The sequence below is a fragment of the Sorangium sp. So ce590 genome (assembly GCF_051521365.1).
Taxonomy (GTDB): domain Bacteria; phylum Myxococcota_A; class Polyangia; order Polyangiales; family Polyangiaceae; genus Sorangium.
In genome coordinates this window covers 4,408,726-4,422,045 of the sequence record NZ_CP150346.1, presented here as the reverse complement: position 1 = coordinate 4,422,045, position 13,320 = coordinate 4,408,726, and the positions used below count along the sequence as shown (strand labels likewise).

General features: G+C 69.3%; 11 protein-coding genes and 1 pseudogene. 2 read left to right on the top strand and 10 right to left on the bottom strand.

Annotated elements, in window-relative coordinates; all coding sequences use genetic code 11:
• Positions 1-117 precede the first annotated feature (117 nt).
• The 7 genes and pseudogenes from WMF28_RS16575 to WMF28_RS16545 all read right to left on the bottom strand — a co-directional run bounded on the left by WMF28_RS16575 (position 118) and on the right by WMF28_RS16545 (position 7,926).
• Positions 118-1,596 (bottom strand): serine/threonine-protein kinase, encoded by a 1,479-nt coding sequence (locus WMF28_RS16575; RefSeq protein WP_437603209.1) that lies wholly within the window; start codon positions 1,594-1,596, stop codon positions 118-120.
• 422 nt (positions 1,597-2,018) lie between these two features.
• Complete coding sequence (locus WMF28_RS16570) at positions 2,019-2,612, bottom strand: DUF1349 domain-containing protein (protein ID WP_437603208.1); 594 nt, start codon at positions 2,610-2,612, stop codon at positions 2,019-2,021.
• Between the two features lie 253 nt (positions 2,613-2,865).
• Complete coding sequence (locus tag WMF28_RS16565; protein ID WP_437603207.1) at positions 2,866-3,732, bottom strand: helix-turn-helix domain-containing protein; 867 nt, start codon at positions 3,730-3,732, stop codon at positions 2,866-2,868.
• A gap of 140 nt (positions 3,733-3,872) precedes the next feature.
• Positions 3,873-4,793 (bottom strand): pirin family protein, encoded by a 921-nt coding sequence (locus tag WMF28_RS16560; RefSeq protein WP_437603206.1) that lies wholly within the window; start codon positions 4,791-4,793, stop codon positions 3,873-3,875.
• A 16-nt stretch (positions 4,794-4,809) separates the two neighbouring features.
• Positions 4,810-5,206: pseudogene (locus WMF28_RS16555) on the bottom strand (OsmC family protein).
• Between the two features lie 500 nt (positions 5,207-5,706).
• On the bottom strand, positions 5,707-6,627 hold the full coding sequence (locus WMF28_RS16550) for a transposase (RefSeq protein WP_437603205.1): 921 nt from the start codon (positions 6,625-6,627) through the stop codon (positions 5,707-5,709).
• Positions 6,628-6,963: 336 nt separating this feature from the next.
• The gene (locus tag WMF28_RS16545; RefSeq protein ID WP_437603204.1) at positions 6,964-7,926 is read right to left on the bottom strand and encodes a hypothetical protein; all 963 of its coding nucleotides are present in this window, start codon (positions 7,924-7,926) and stop codon (positions 6,964-6,966) included.
• Between the two features lie 169 nt (positions 7,927-8,095).
• Here WMF28_RS16545 and WMF28_RS16540 point away from each other — a divergent pair, with 169 nt between their 5' ends.
• The gene (locus WMF28_RS16540) at positions 8,096-8,296 is read left to right on the top strand and encodes a hypothetical protein (RefSeq protein ID WP_437603203.1); all 201 of its coding nucleotides are present in this window, start codon (positions 8,096-8,098) and stop codon (positions 8,294-8,296) included.
• Between the two features lie 487 nt (positions 8,297-8,783).
• Entirely contained in the window at positions 8,784-9,812 is a 1,029-nt protein-coding gene (locus WMF28_RS16535) for a hypothetical protein (RefSeq protein WP_437603202.1), read from the top strand.
• Between the two features lie 372 nt (positions 9,813-10,184).
• Here WMF28_RS16535 and WMF28_RS16530 read toward each other — a convergent pair whose 3' ends face one another.
• From WMF28_RS16530 to WMF28_RS16520, 3 genes are all read right to left on the bottom strand, one after another.
• Positions 10,185-11,354, bottom strand: coding sequence for an endo-1,4-beta-xylanase (locus tag WMF28_RS16530; protein ID WP_437603201.1), 1,170 nt, complete (start codon positions 11,352-11,354; stop codon positions 10,185-10,187).
• A 386-nt stretch (positions 11,355-11,740) separates the two neighbouring features.
• The gene (locus WMF28_RS16525; protein WP_437603200.1) at positions 11,741-12,304 is read right to left on the bottom strand and encodes a DinB family protein; all 564 of its coding nucleotides are present in this window, start codon (positions 12,302-12,304) and stop codon (positions 11,741-11,743) included.
• Between the two features lie 60 nt (positions 12,305-12,364).
• Positions 12,365-13,318: a hypothetical protein gene (locus WMF28_RS16520; protein WP_437603199.1), complete on the bottom strand. Its 954-nt coding sequence runs from the start codon at positions 13,316-13,318 to the stop codon at positions 12,365-12,367.
• Between the last annotated feature and the right edge of the window lie 2 nt (positions 13,319-13,320).

The following is a 13,320-nucleotide window of genomic DNA, read 5'->3' as shown; positions in this document are numbered from 1 at the left end:
GAACGTATCTTTTGCGGCATGTTGTGCGGCAGGAACGTATCTTTCGAGCACGTCGATACCAGCACCTCGGGCGCGCTCGACTTCAGGTCGACGAGCGGGATGGCTCGCCGTCGCTGCTCAGAAGATCGCGCTCTTCCGCCCACCTGCGTCGGTCGAGCGCTGTCGCGGAGGCGCTCCCCCCGTGCTCCGCGGCGCCTCGGACGCGCGGACGGGGCGCGCCGCGGCAGGTCGCGGCGCAGGCTCCAGCGGCGTCGTGGCGGGGAGCGGTGCTGTCAGGGGCGCCGCCGTCACGAGCGGCGCTGCCGTGGGTCCGGCCGTCGGGACCGTCGAGCGCACGCTCGCCTGGAGCGCCCTCGGCGTCTGCGCCGCGGCAGCGTGGCGGACCACGGCGCGCACCTCGTCGCCGGTCGCCCGCAGCGCGGCGGAGGTGCCCTCTGGCCGGTGCCGGGGCAGCGCGGCCGCGATCGCCATCCCCAGCCCGAGCGCCACGAAGAGGCCAGCCGCCGCGAGGTGCACCTTGGTCCGCCGCGGCGGCGCAGCGAGCGTCGACGCAGCAAGCGCCGGCGTGCCGGGCGCGTCCGGCGCCCCGACCGCGGCCACGAAGGCGGCGATCATCGGCTTGATGCACGGGAATCGCTCTGCAGGATCCAGGGCGAAGGCGCGCGCGAACCAGCTCTCCAGCTCCGGCGGCGCCCCCGGGGACAGCGTCGACAGCGGGGGTCGCCCGCTGGAGAGGATGGAAGCGAGCACATCGGCGATGTTGCGGCCAGCGAAGGGCTGCTGACCGGTGAGCGCCACGTGCGCGACAACCGCGAGGGCCCACATGTCGAGCTGCGGATCCGCGTGCCCGTCGCACGTGTGCTCGGGGCTGAGGTAGGCCGGCGTGCCCAGCACCACGCCCTCCGCGGTCTGGCGGGGGAAGTCGGCCGCCAGATCCTGGCGGATCCACTTGGCGATCCCGAAGTCGGCGACCTTGGCCCGCAGGCGGCCGTCGCGTCCGTCGCGGAGCAGGATGTTCGACGGCTTGATGTCGCGATGCACGATCCCGAGGCCGTGCGCCACCGAGAGGGCCTCTCCGATCTGGCAAAGGAGCGCAGCGAGCTCGACCGCCGGCACCGGCCCTCGCTCCCGGATCAGCTGCCGGAGGGACCGGCCGCGCACGTACTCCATGACGAGATACGGGCCTGTCTCAGGATCCTCGCCGGCGTCGTGCACGGTGACAATGAGGTCGGTCTTCCGCCCGAGCTGCGCCGCGACCTGCGCCTCGAAGCGGAAGCGCTCCATGAAGTCGATGGCCTGGTTCTGGCGAGGAAGCACGAGGAATTTGAGCGCGACATCGAAGCGTCGGACGCGGTCGTGTGCGCGCCAGACCTCGCCCATGGCGCCGTGGCCGAGCGGATGCACGAGCCTGTACCGTCCGGCGACGATGCGGTCTGGCAGGAGCGCCGCTCGGATCTCGTCCTGTCCGGCGCCACGCGGAGCGGCGGGGCGCAGCTGCGACGACGGCACCGCCTGCTCACTGAGCGTGTCAGCGTCGCGCGCGACGTCCTTCGCCGGGGCATCGGGCTGTTGACCCAGAGCGGGCGGCTGCAGCACGCCCGTGACCTTCGTACCGCCCCCGTGTCCCAGACCGGTGAGTGTGCCCAAAGGGGGACGACCTGAGGCGAGAGGCCGGGACATGTCCGCAGCGTATCGCGAACGCGGTGGCCTTTGAATCGCGAACACCCGGGCTCCGCCGCGCATGCGTACCTGCAAGCCCACGCGTACAGCGTCGCGAGGTGCACGTTTGCAGCACGCGCCGATGGCTGCCGATGGCTGGCGCTCACGGCCCGGTGAGGGCCGCCGCGCGCTGCGCCGACGACGCGGTACCCCTCCCTCTTGCGCCCCGGTCCTCCGCGGATGTGGGGAAGCCGCGCGCGCCAGCGCGTGGTGCGCCGCTGACGACCTGTACGCGAGCGGCATGCGAAAGCCGATCGACGGCGGACTGACCAGCGGCCATGGCGCCGGCGCTCCCGGCATCACTCTCCGCTGCGGAGATCGCCGAGCCTCCGCGGCGCGAAGCGGATATCCTCGAAGACCGCCGTACATTCATCGCCCGTCGGTGACTGCGCCGAGAAGCCGACAGCGGCGTCCCCGGCGCTGTCGAAGGCGAAATAGCGGATGAGCCGCCACGCCGTCCCGTCGACGGAGGCGTGAAACGCGTAGGCTCGACCGAGCCGCGCCACGCGCAACCAGACGTGGTCGCTGTCGACGACGAACGCGTTGCAGTCGTCCGACAGGCCGCGTGTGACGACGGAGACGATCGTCGGCTCGCGCTGCGGCGAGAGCTCGAAGCAGAGCTTGGCCCACGCGCGCTCGTGCACCCAGAGGAGCAGCACGCCGGCGTCGTAGACCGCCGAAAAGCCGACGGTCACCCGCGCGCTGACGATGAAGTCCCCCTGCGGGGTGCCGAGCAAGCGCGGCGCGGTCAGCGCCTCGGCCGTGCCTTCCGGATCGATAAACAGGTCGGTCTTGCTGCCTGCCGTGATCGTCAGGCTCGATCCGTCCCCGGCGCTGCAGCTCTTCGGCGGCGGCTCCCAGAGGAGCGACATCGGCAAAGGCGCGAGATGCATGGGCTCACCTGCTTCCTTTCTCTCTTCTTGCATTGAGCAGATGTTACCAGGATCTGCGTCCACCTCGCTCTGCGCCGACCCGCTCTGCGCCGACCCGACCCAGGTTGGTGCGACCCGACCCAGGTTGGTGCGACCCGACCCAGGTTGGTGCGACCCGACCCAGGTTGGTGCGACCCGACCCAGGTTGGGGACCCTGCCGACCGAGGTTGGGAGCAACCCGAGGTTGGGAGCAACCCGAACCTGGGTCGGATTGCTACCCGGGTGCGTCGCTGGCTCGCTCAACCCGGGTCAGCTGAGATCGGCGGTGCTGGGCACGCCAGGCGGCGGGGGTGACGCCGTGGTGGCGCCGGAACAGCCGCACGAAGTGGCTCGGGTCGGCATAGCCGACGCGCTCGGAGATCACGTCGACATACTCGTCGGTCGCGAGGAGCCTGCGCCGCGCCTCGGCCAGACGTCCCTCCACGATCCACGCGACCACCGTGCGCCCAGTGGCCTGCTTGACCGCGGTCGTGACGTGGGCAGGCGTCCGGCGCACCGCCGCCGCGACCTCCTTCAAGGAGAGCGGCCCGAGGCACCGGGCCTCGATCACGGCCAGAGCCTCGCCCACGATCGAAGGACGCGGCATCGGGGCGGCCCGGGCAGTGCCGCTCGCGCGCACGACCTCCGCGAGCACCAGGGCGAGCAGGCTCTCGGCGACGACCGGCAGCACGCCCACAGCTTGCTGCTCGCGCTCGAGCTCCCTGAGCAGATCGAGCACATACGCCTGCCGCGCCCCCGGCAACTCGACCACAGGAGATGCCCCGTGGCGGACGCGGTCGAGCGGGGCGAGCAGGTCGCCGTAGCGCGCCGGGTCGAGACACGTCCGGCAGAAGCCGATCCCCCACACATCCGGGCGGCTCGCCGACAGGACGCGGTGCGCGTCGCCTGCGGGAATGAGGTGGAGATGCCCGGCCCGCAGCTCAAATTCGCCGCGATGCTCGACCCGCATACGGCCTCCGACGTGCAGGGCGAGGGCGACGTAGGTGTGAACCGCTGGGCTCCGCATCGGTCGCATGGCGTCGCCGGAGCCCGCATGCCGCATGAACCGGATCGGCATGGGGCCGAGATCGTCGTGGCTCATCGGCAGAGCGTACCACCTCTTCGTGGGCCTGGCTGCGCGAGTGATGCGGCGACCGAAACGAGGCCAAGGCCATCGAAAAGGCGGCCAAGGACGCCACCAGCTCGTATCCCCGTGATCCCGGAGCCGGCCGCATGCCCACGTCAGCCGCCCTCCGGGAGGGGGATGAACTCGGTGTCATCGCCGGGGATCTTGGGGAAACGGCCCTCGCGCCAGTCGGCCTTCGCTCGCTCGATGCGCTCCTTGGAGCTCGCCACAAAATTCCAGTAGATGTGGCGCGGTCCGTCGAGCGGCGCGCCGCCGATGAGCATGAGGTTCGTCTTGCTGATGGCCTGCACGGCGACGTGCGCGCGCGGACGGATCACGACCATCGCGCCCTCGCCGAAGCGCTTGCCGTCGCAGTCGATGCTCCCGTCAATCACGTAGATGGCGCGCTCCTCGTGCTCGTCGTCGATCGGCAGCGTCGCGCTGGCGTCGAGCTGCGCATGCACGTAGAGCGTCGGCGACAGGACCCCTGTGGGCGCCTCCGCGCCGTACGCGGTCCCGGCGATGACGTGCAGCTCCGCGCCGTGGCGGCTCACGACGGGCATCGTCAGGCGCGGGTGATGTTCGAAGCGCGGCTCGATCTCCTCGTCACGCTGCGGGAGCGCGACCCACGTCTGGATCCCGTGCAACCGTGCGCCGCGCGCCCGCATCTCGGGCGCCGTCCGCTCCGAGTGGACCACGCCGCGTCCCGCGACCATCCAGTTCACGTCGCCCGGCCGGATCGGCTGCTTCGAGCCGACGCTGTCGCGATGCACGAACTCCCCGTCAAGGAGATAGGTGATGGTCGCGAGCGCGATGTGCGGGTGCGGTCGAACGTCGATCCCCTGACCTGGCGCGAAATCGACCGGCCCCATGTGATCGAAGAAAAGAAACGGCCCGAGCTGCCTTCGCTGCGTCGATGGGAGCGTGCGTCGCACCGCGAAGCCGCCCAGATCCCGCGGGCGCGACTCGATCACGAGCTCGATGACCGAGCTGTCTGCGTACAGGCACTCCGGCTCTTTGTCGGGGTATCGGCTCATCGAGATCTCCTGGTTCTCACGGCTCGTCCGAGTCAACGTTGGCTCCAGAGGAGCCCTTGATGGGTGCGGTCACGATCGCCACGTCGGCCGTTGTCATCAGCTTGTGGATCGGACAGCGAGCGACCACGGTGTGGAGCCGCGAGCGATCCGCCTCCGTCAGCGGGCCGTGAAACGCGAGGCGCATCTTGAGCACATACTTCCCACGGCGCCATCGCTATCCCCTTCCGCTCCGCGTACAACGTCGCCGTCAGCGCCTTGCACGCGGCGAGCGCCGCGTCGAAGCAGTCGTGCGGTCCCGGCGCAGAGTCGCGCCCCCCGGCCGCCTCCGGGACATCTGCACGAGAGGTGTGCCCGCGGACGCGAAGGAGCTGGACGAGCTCGCCTGGATTCTCTATCTCGCAATGGATCGTCATCGGAATCTCCGCTCCACCGCGTGCGGCCGCTTGTGGCTGGTTCGAGAACCGACCGGCTGCCGCGCCGTAGTGGGAGAGCCTTGGCGTCGGCCCGTAGCCCCAGGAATATGCTCCGTTTTAACTGGAAAAGCAATGGCGCTGGTCGCAGCCCAAGATCAAAGATTAACGAACCCGGGTTGGCCGGTCGCCCGGTTGACCGATCGGCCGGTCGCCCGGTTGACCGATCGCCGAATCCGGGCTGGCCCATCAATCCACGTCCGTCATCCGATACGGAACAATTCTATCCGGCCCAGTCGGCTCAGCAGCGCCTCCGACGGCCTTACCTTCGCGCCGCTTCATGCGCTCCCGGCGCGGCACGACGGATGCGCATTCATTCTCGCATCCTGCCGCAAGGATGCGCCGCTCGCTCCGCCACATCCAAACGCACATTCCCTCCCAACGACGCGTCGAAGCCGTGGCCTGCTCCCGTCCGCCTCGCTGTCGCGCTCCCGTGGGCCGCTCTAAGCTGCGAGCGCCACATCCGTCACGCTGGCGCCATGAAACGTGCGCATCCACCACGTCCCCGCCGGGAAAAAGACGCTGCGCACGCCGGCGCACCATCGTCCGAGCGCAGCGCGGTACGACGCGCGAAACGCTCGCACAGCGGCCGCAGCGGTTCGCCATGCCTCACCCTGCTCATGGCCGACGGCGAATGTCGGATTGCGCTCGCGCAGTCCCTCGGAGCTCTTCGCTCGGTCGTAGGGAGAGACCTTGCTGACCCGTTCGGCGCCCAAGACGCGGAGCCCTCGCCGCTCCACCTCCGCACGGGCCTGCGCTTCCTGACGCTCGAGCTCGGCAGCGACCTGCTGCCGAAAGCCCTCCGCGCTCTCCTGTTCGATGCCTGGCGGCAGCGACAGCGGCAGCGTCGCTTCCTCGACCCACTGCGGATTCTCCGGGTCGAGATACGCCGAGGGACGCCTCGCGTGCAGCGCCCCACGGCCGAGCTCCCCCACGTCCACCTTGACGCCCGGCCATTCCCTCGCATACCGGACCAGGCCAGCGGCCACTGGGTTCGCGAGCACGTAGGCCATCTTCTCCACCACCGCCGCCGGCGTCGCGAGCCGTACCACGCTCGTGGCCTCGTGGTCCCATACTGGCCCTTCCCACTTGCGCAGCACCTTCGTGCCCAGCGCGACCAGGCGATGAAAGAACTGCAGGAAGCGCGGCAGCACGCCCTGCACATCGGTTACCACGAGGTGCAGATGCGTCGACATCGCGCAAAGCGCGTGAACTTCGACGCCGTAGCGGCGGGCCGAGACTGCGAGGGCGTAGATCAACAGCTGGTTGATGGCCACATCGGGCCGCAACAGAAAGTGCCGCCGAAGGACCCGACGGGTCAGCAGGTACGTCGCGCCGGGAGCGATCTCACGAGGCTGGCTCATGGCCGGAGCGCAGAAACAAGCTCCGTGCCGCGAATCAGTGGAAGTCATTTCAAGGACTTGCCCCGCGCGGCGGGTGGCGGCGGCCGATTTCCGCCAGTGCCCGCCACTCTCGTCCTATGTGCCCGGTGCTGCCCCGACCCGCCCTGCGGCGCTGCGCTGCCAACCTGGGCACGTATACTCCGCCGACCGAGGTTGAGTTCGCCGCGCCGCGGCACCGGGCACCGACCGAGGTTGCGCGGCACCGACCGAGGTTGCGTTCGGGGGCAACCGAGGTTGGGTTCGCGCGAGGTTGCGCGGCACCGACCGAGGTTGGGTTCGCGGCACCCGTCCGAGGTGCTACCGCGCGAGCCGCTCGAGCGTCTCCTCGACCGATGGTGCGGCGAGCCCGGCGAGCCCGAGCTCCGTCGACCCGTAGCGCATGAGCGCCCGGCGGTCTGGCGGGGAGAGCGGCCGCGCGCGAAGAGACTTCGCCGCCGCGGCGGCGTAGGCGCCGCACGCTGCGGGTAGGCTCGAGTCGAAGCGCAGCGCCCGGTGCGTCCGGAGCATCGCGAGCATGTCGAGCGACGCGCCCGCGTAGTGCTCGATCTGATCGAGCAGGAACGTCGCCAACGCTCGCGGTACGGGGACTGCGTCGGGCACGTCGGTCGCGCGGAGCTCGTAGACGACACGCTGCTTCGACGGCAAGAACGTGGTTTGGTCGAACGTCGCGTCGCACCCGAGAAAGATCTGCGACGTCGGGACCAGCACGCGCACTGCCGGCGTCACGTCCCACGCGGCGATCGTGTGATTGCTCGTCGGCCAGAAAAGGCCGACGCCTCGGACGTCGAGCCGGCGCGCGAGCCCCGCGAAGAGCGCAGAGAGCTCGTCGCACTCCGCGGTCGCCGAGGGTGCATCTGACGACGCCAGCGGAGGCGCCTGCCTCCACGCGGCCCAGATGTGCCTGGCGGTCGGGTCGCGATCCGTGATGCTCCAGCGCAACCGAAAGGGGCCACCGTCGCGCGTCATCTCGAACAACGTCCGGACGCGCACGAAGTCGCGGACACGCGCGGCGCTGCACTCGATCCTGTGCTCCGCGCAGAAGCGCTCCGCATCGGGGCGGCGCGCCTCCGTGGCGCACGCGTCGATGCGTGCGCCGAGGCGCATGGCGAAGTCGCGCATCGGCAGCGCGTCGGGAAGCGCCTTGCGCTCGGTCGAGGTGCAGGTCTCGGCGTGAGCGGGAGCAGCGGGCGCGGCGAGCGCCGCGGCGAGCGCGAGCGCGAGCAGGTGACGAGTTCCGGGCGGCAAGCGGCGGTACGGCATGCCCCTCCATCGCGTGACGGCGGCGGACTGTGACCGGAAGCACATTCCGAGCCATCACCGAAGAAGCACCAGCTTCCCGCTCACGCCCCCCGTGCCGTCGCGCGTCGAAAGAACCGCCCGTCCCGCCGAAAGACCGCCGCTTACGAGGGCGGGCGTCGGAAGCTACGCAATGGTCGACGAGCTCCCCTCCCTTCCGGGGTACCGTGAGCTCTGGGGCCGGAGCACCTTCCAGTGTCGGTACTGCCACGCCTGGGAGGTGCGCAGCAGCGCGTTCAGCTATCTCGTGCCCGCAGCCGAGAGGCTGGAGTGGTCGGTGTTCTTGAAGGGGTGGACGGACGACATTGTCGCCTTCACCGACGGCGCGTTGTGACCGTAGGTCTATAGTCGCTCAGCGCTGCCCATCAGGGGCCAGGGCGTCAAGCCCCAGCGCGAGCGTCGACCAGGGGACCGCGTGTCCCTCTCACCGTTCGGAGCCGATGATGAACACTCGAACACGCGCAATTTCGGTGATGTCAACCCTCGTCGGGCTGCTCGTGGCAGCAAGCTGCGGATCGGGCGCTGGCAGCGACCCCGAGGGCGACGATGGCAGCTCGGCCTCGACGGGCGCGACCTCGGGCGGGGGCTCGGGCGCGAGCGGTGGAGTCACGACGGGCGGCACATCGGGAGCTGGCGCGCCTGGTTCGGGCGGATTCAACGGCTCGGGCGGGGCGGGCACCGGAGGGTCGGGAGCTGGCGAAACGGGCACCGGTGGAGCGGGGGCTGGCGAAACGGGCACCGGTGGAGCGGGAGCCGGCGGCAGCGGCGGTGGCGATGCGGCGTATCCCTGCGACGGGGACGCGAGCGACTACGACGCCGTGGTGACAAGATCGGGATCCACCTGGGTCGCGCAGAACGGCAGCCGCAACATCTACAGCGGTGATGACATGCGATCCGCGATCCAGGCGGCGCTCGATAGCCTCAGCTCCGGCCGTGCCAGCAAGGAGAGCGTCCTGGTTCAGGGCTCGGGAACCATGAGCGCGAGCTCGCGGCTGAGCGTCCCCAGCTACACCGTGCTCAACATCTGCGGCACGATCGACGTCACCGGCAGCGGGTCCGGCGACATGGCGCCCCTCTATGCGCGCGGCCGGACCGACATCGAGATCCCGAACGTCACGATCAGCGGCACCCCGCTCTACGCCATGTTCTTCCGCGACGTCGAGAACCTGCGCCTCGGCCACGTCGAGCTGCGCGTCTCGAGCGGCCTCGGGATCCGGATCGACAATCATGGTCGCTCGAACCGCGCCGACAAGGTGACGAACATCGACATCGACCATGTGTACGCCGAGGGGACCAGCTCACACGGCGTGGAGACCTACGGCGTCGACGGCCTCCGCATCGGCACCGTCATCGCGCGCGACACCGGGGAATGTGGTCTCCTCCTGAACGACACGGTCAACGCCGAGATCGGGACGGTCGACGCCGTGAACGCGGGCACGGGCACCGGCTACGCGGCCTTCCGCCTCGCCAACCGCGCAGGACGCATCGGCAGCAGCTACCCCACCAACATCCGCGTCGGCGAGGTCATCGCCCGCGGCGGCGGGCGCGGGATCTTCTGCGTGTCCGAGAGCGGAGGCTTCACGATCGACCGCATCGACGTCGCCGACACGGGCAGCAACTCGATCCTGATCGAGAACTGTCACAACGTGAACGTCGCCGCGGAATCCGGGACCGTCACCGGCGGCGGCGACATCCGGCTCGCCGCACGCGATGAGTTCGCGAACTCCTCCGACATCACGATTCAGAACCTCACGCTCACGAACACCGCCGTCAACGAAAATCCCTGCGCCGCGAACAGCACCTTCAGCAATCTCACGCTGGTGAACACGCGCGCCAACACCTGCGATTAGCCCCCAACGCAGCCCGGGCCGGCCGGCCGATCCGGGCTCGCCTACCAGTACGCAAGCGCGCACGCCCACGACGGCGCGCCGACCTCGGCGCCGGCCCCTCTGTCTCGCTGTCGCGTGCCCCGACCGTCTATGACCAGGCATGTGCGGCGGCGGGCACATGGCGCTACGACGACCCCGCGAACCCGACCGCGATCGTGCTTTGTGATGACACGTGCGCCGTGGTGCAGTCCGAGGTCGAGGTGTCTCTGGGCGTCGACTTCACCTGCGAGGACGTGATCGACGTCCCATTGTGATCATCGAAGCGCCGAGTTGCGAGCGAGCGAGCTCCCTCTGCGGAGGGAGCTCGCTCGGGTTCACCGCGTCAGCGTGACATCAATTACGATCCAGGAACTCCATCAGCCAGCTCATGGCCGGCCGCATCCTGCCGTCCGAATGCTGGATGCCGGTGTTATCCCTCCAGGTGGCGCCGACGATGTAACCCCACAAGGTGATACCGGGGACTGATGGGTGATTCCAGAACATCGTGAACTGTTCCTCCATCACCTTCTTCTGCTGGTTGTCGTCCGCGATGCCGATGTCGTACTCGGTGATGTACACGGGCTTGCCCAGCTTGGCCATCGCGTCGATGTAGCCCTTGACGGTGCTGGTGTTGATCTTGAACGCGTCGTGGGCCTGCGCGCCGAGGGCGTCGACCGGGGCGCCCGCGTCGATCACCGCCTTCGCGATCCTCATGAAGTTGTTGTGATCGTTCGTGTACTCGATGTTGTTGTAGTCGTTGAGGATCAAGACCGCTTTCGGGCAGTACTCGCGAGCCCACTTGAAGGAGTTGACGATCCAGTCCCAGCCGCTGGCGCCGTCGCCGCCGATACCGTTCTTGTAGGAGGGCGTGGTGTGGGGCGGCGGCTCGTTGACGACGTCGATGTACTTCGTGTCGGGGTAACGCTCGCAGAACGTCCGCATCCAGTCTTTCACGGCCGCCTGCTGATCCATCCCCGAGAGGTTCGCGATCCAGCCGGGTTGCTGGCTGCCCCACACGAAGACGTGGTGCTTGAAGATGATGTTGTTGTCCTTCGCGTACTTGTAGATCGCGTCGAGCTTGCTCCAGTCCCGGTTGCCGCGGGACGACTCGACCTCTCCCCACTTGCCCTCGTTCTCGGGCGTGATCTGGTTCCAGTGCTTCGCGAAGCCTTCGCGCACAGCGCGGTTCGTCGTGATGTTGCCGACGAACTTCCCGGTGGGGGGGTCGTCGCCTCCGCCGGTTCCGCTGGCCGAACCACCCGACCCGGCGCCGCCTTCGCCCGAACCGCCGGTCGTCGAGGAGCTGGTCGTCCCCGGGCCTCCGGTGCCACTGGTGGTAGTTCCGCTGGTAGCCGTCGTCCCAGTGCTGCCGCTGCCGCTGACGCTGGTGCCGCCCGCTCCCCCCGTACCGCCGGCGCCACCGTCGCCTGCATCACCCCCATCGGAGCATCCGAAGAGAGTCGCGAGCCCGAGCGCCATCCACGTCGTGCCGCACAGCCATCGAGAAGAACGGTTCTTGTTCATATAGGACTTCCGCGAGTTGAGCGATTGGAGTTTGTGACTCTCGAAGCGGGAGAGCCGATGGGCAGCGGCACGAGCCGGAGCGCACACGCTCAGAGATACGCACGCCGGCAGCTCGGCCCCCACAATTCCCGCCAGGCCTGGAAGTGATCACGATACGCGCTCGAAGTCGGGCGACCCGACCCGGGTTGAGGATCCCGCGGGTTGAGGATCCCGCGCTGCGCCACACTATTTGCAGCCGTGAGTCAAATTTCCACCCGAAGCCGAACATCGTGGGTCGGGTGGCCGCGAGGCGCGACCCAACCCAGGTTGCACCGACACGCCCAGGTAGGCCACACCACCGTGAAGCAGCCCGGTCGCCCCCTGGCGGAGACGCGCAGGTTTGCCCCCTACCTGCGCGGCCTTCGCGCGTAGAGGAAGCGGGCGTAGCCGATCTCGGCGGCGTTCTTCGTGAGCTCGACGTTGGCCCACGCGACGACGTCACCGAACGGACGGTCCTGGAACGGCCATCGCGTCCGCCGCGTCGAGCGCAGGTCGTCGTCGGTGGCCTGCTCGAGCGCCGCTCGCCACCGTTCCTGAAGCGCGCTGAGCCACGCGCGCACGTCGTCGGCGCTGCCAGGCCACGTCACGCTCTCGCGAGCGAGAGCTCCGCCGCCGAAGGAGTGGTCGAGCACCATGGACCACCAGAAGCCGAGATGCCACGTCAGCCACGCGATGCTCGCCGGGCCGAGGTCGTATCCCTCGTGCTCCGGCCAGTCGGCGCGCCACTGGCCATCGGGGGTTTGACGGACGTGCAATCCCTCGTCAGCAGGGCGCCACAGGCACTCTTCGGTGGCGAGCCCGTCGAGGTGGAAGCTGGTGAGCTGCCACGCTATCTCGAACTGCCGGATCAAGTAGCCACAGGCCTCGCTGGCCATGGGCGGAGTCGGGACGCCAGGGCTGTCATCGCTCATGGCCCGGAACCTAGCATGGCCGCCCGCCCCTGCTCCTTCCCGCGCGCGGGAAGCCGGTCGTCATTCCTGCCGTCTCCCCTCCGCGTGCTCCGCCAGGAGCCCGCCCAGCAGATGGAACTCCAGATATGCCCGCGCCACGTCGGTCGCCTCGGGCAGCGCCTCCCTCGCCTCCCCCAGCACCACCCAGCCGCCGCCCTGCTCGAACCGGAACGAGAGCGTCTCCCCCTCGGTGAGCCCGCGCTCCCGCACCCGCCGCAAGATCGACACGCCCTCCAGCCCGAACAGGAACAGATCGCGGGCGATCACCGCGTCGAGCCACCGCTTCGACAGCGCCGTGAGCGACAGCTCCCACGCCCCCTCGCGCAGCATCTCGGGCACCGATCCGCGGCGGATGAGCGGCGCGTTCGCCCCGTCGAGCGACACGAGCTGCGCCCGCACGATGCCGTGATGAACCCCGAGCGCCCCGAACCCCACCGACAGATCCGCGACGCGATAGCCCGCCTGCGCCGGATCCTGCGCCGCGCCCGGGCGTAGATCCCGCGTGGCCATGATCGCCTTGACCGCGCGCAGCGCGAGAGACGGGCGCAGGCAGAGCTCACGCACCTCGTCGGGCGTCAGCGCGACGACGCGGGTGACCGCGTCCTTCACGATCACCTCGAAGGGCTCGAAAGTCGCCGTCACCAGGGGCTCGCCCGCGCGCATGTGCCGGTGCAGATCGAACGAGAACACGCGCCCCTTCTTGAACACCTTGAGGTGCACGCCGAACGGGGATCTGCGCCCGCTCGCCGTGGTCCCCTCGGCCAGGAACAGGACATCGCCGATGACGGTCTTCTGCTGGTAGGGATGATCGTTGTAAAGAACGATGCGCCGCGCCCCGGTATCCAGATCGATCTGGGAGCGATCATCGTCGAGGGCCAGGCGGTTGCTCTCGTGATCGCCGCGCGTACCCAGCCCGGCAAAGGGGCAGCGGACGCGCCCCGCGAAATGATAGACCCCTCGATCACGAAAGCGCATGA

What these genes read in the sequence shown, in the direction of transcription:
- WMF28_RS16570 (WP_437603208.1), bottom strand. Translation starts at nt 2,612, where the DNA reads ATGCATCTCGCGCCTTTGCCGATGTCGCTCCTCTGGGAGCCGCCGCCG.
- WMF28_RS16565 (WP_437603207.1), bottom strand. Translation starts at nt 3,732, where the DNA reads ATGAGCCACGACGATCTCGGCCCCATGCCGATCCGGTTCATGCGGCAT.
- WMF28_RS16560 (WP_437603206.1), bottom strand. Translation starts at nt 4,793, where the DNA reads ATGAGCCGATACCCCGACAAAGAGCCGGAGTGCCTGTACGCAGACAGC.
- WMF28_RS16550 (WP_437603205.1), bottom strand. Translation starts at nt 6,627, where the DNA reads ATGAGCCAGCCTCGTGAGATCGCTCCCGGCGCGACGTACCTGCTGACC.
- WMF28_RS16545 (WP_437603204.1), bottom strand. Translation starts at nt 7,926, where the DNA reads ATGCCGTACCGCCGCTTGCCGCCCGGAACTCGTCACCTGCTCGCGCTC.
- WMF28_RS16540 (WP_437603203.1), top strand. Translation starts at nt 8,096, where the DNA reads ATGGTCGACGAGCTCCCCTCCCTTCCGGGGTACCGTGAGCTCTGGGGC.
- WMF28_RS16530 (WP_437603201.1), bottom strand. Translation starts at nt 11,354, where the DNA reads ATGAACAAGAACCGTTCTTCTCGATGGCTGTGCGGCACGACGTGGATG.
- WMF28_RS16525 (WP_437603200.1), bottom strand. Translation starts at nt 12,304, where the DNA reads ATGAGCGATGACAGCCCTGGCGTCCCGACTCCGCCCATGGCCAGCGAG.
- WMF28_RS16520 (WP_437603199.1), bottom strand. Translation starts at nt 13,318, where the DNA reads ATGCGCTTTCGTGATCGAGGGGTCTATCATTTCGCGGGGCGCGTCCGC.